The 1,478-nt window shown below is 68.8% G+C and carries 1 protein-coding gene; it reads left to right on the top strand.

Going from position 1 to position 1,478, the window contains the following annotated elements:
* Positions 1-768: 768 nt before the first annotated feature.
* Entirely contained in the window at positions 769-1,269 is a 501-nt protein-coding gene (gene mscL, locus AOK01_RS38950) for a large conductance mechanosensitive channel protein MscL (protein WP_055520224.1), read from the top strand.
* The last annotated feature ends 209 nt before the right edge of the window (positions 1,270-1,478 follow it).

The raw sequence follows: 1,478 nt of genomic DNA, 5'->3' as shown, positions 1-1,478 counted from the left end.
TGGTGGGCGAGCGGAATTCGCCCTTCGGGTGACGGGGTTTTCCACAATTGGGTGGCTGTCCACGGGCGTCGGCGGGATCTGGGATCAGGGCGCAGTCTGGGGTTCCGAGCCGTTCTTCGACCGCAGGCGGTGGTACCCGTGTCGCAGTTGTCCTCCTTTCCTCGTCCGTTGGGCACGGACGTTCCTGGTACGTGTGACGTGCCGCACTTCGCTCCTGTGCGGGTGCGGAGTGGGCGGTGTCGGTTACGTCGGCTGGTTCGGCACCGGAGGCGGGTTCTGGCAGCCGGTCTGGTGGTCACTGCGGCTGCCCTTGTCTCGGCGGGGTCCAGGGGTACGGAGGCGCGGGACACGGGGGCGTCGCGGGTCCGTCCAGTGGTCGATCCTGTGCGGGAGCGGCGGTCGGTCGAGATGGTGACGGCGCCTGTGCGGATCGCCGACGGTGCGACCGTGCGTCNNCAGTCGGCGGGCGACGCACGGGTGGTGGCGCGTGGCGCGCGGGTGGCGAAGGTTCCCGAGTCCCTGGACAGCGTGGCCGAGGGCGGCGCCCTGGTCGTCCTGTCCGTGCCTCGCGGGACTGCGACACGGCTGGCCGGGGCAGGAGCGACCTCGCGACTGGCGGTGACCTTGTGTTGAGCGAGGCCGGGGCAGCCGCCGTGAAGCTGTCAAGTCGCTCGTCCGAGTGGGGGAATTGGACGGGGCCGCCACACCCTGCCGTAGGTTGCGAAGCTGTTCATTCCGCAATCTGTGTGACCGAGAAGGGGCTCCCTGGTGAGCGAGAAGAAGAACCCGAGCGTCTGGGACGGCTTCAAGGCCTTTCTGATGCGTGGGAACGTCGTCGACCTGGCTGTCGCGGTGGTCATCGGCGCTGCCTTCACCAACATCGTCAACTCGATGGTGAAGGGCGTCATCAACCCGCTGGTCGGCGCCTTCGGCACCAAGGACCTCGACAAGTACAGCTCGTGCCTGAAGGACCCCTGCAACTTCGACGAGGCGACGGGGACCACGACGAGCGGCATTCCCATCATGTGGGGCACCGTCCTGAGCGCGACGCTGACCTTCCTGATCACCGCAGCCGTCGTCTACTTCCTGATGGTGCTGCCGATGTCCAAGTACCTCGCCCGGCAGGCGGCCCGCCAGAAGGCGAAGGAGAGCACGCAAGAGGTGATCGAGGTGACCGAGCTCGCCGTTCTGAAGGAGATCCGCGACGCCCTGGTGGCGCAGCGCGGTGGTGGCGGCAGCAGCAGCGGCTCCGGGCAGAGCGAGCGATAGGGGGCCTTTAACCAGGCCGGTCCCGGTGGTGGTCCGTCTCAGATGTGGTGGGGCGGCTTCTCGTCCAGGAAGCGGGCCAGGTCCGCGGCGCTGTCGCCGGACGGCCTGTCGCCCCAGCCGCGGTCCGTGTCGTCCTCGGACGGCCGGCTCAGCGGGTCGTCGAAGACCAGCGCGGTCTTGGGGTCGCGCGGTTCGGGGGTGGGCGGGGC

The organism is Streptomyces aurantiacus (assembly GCF_001418335.1).
GTDB lineage: Bacteria > Actinomycetota > Actinomycetes > Streptomycetales > Streptomycetaceae > Streptomyces > Streptomyces aurantiacus.
Note: the sequence above shows the minus strand (reverse complement) of the source record. Positions and strands in the feature narration are given on the sequence as shown.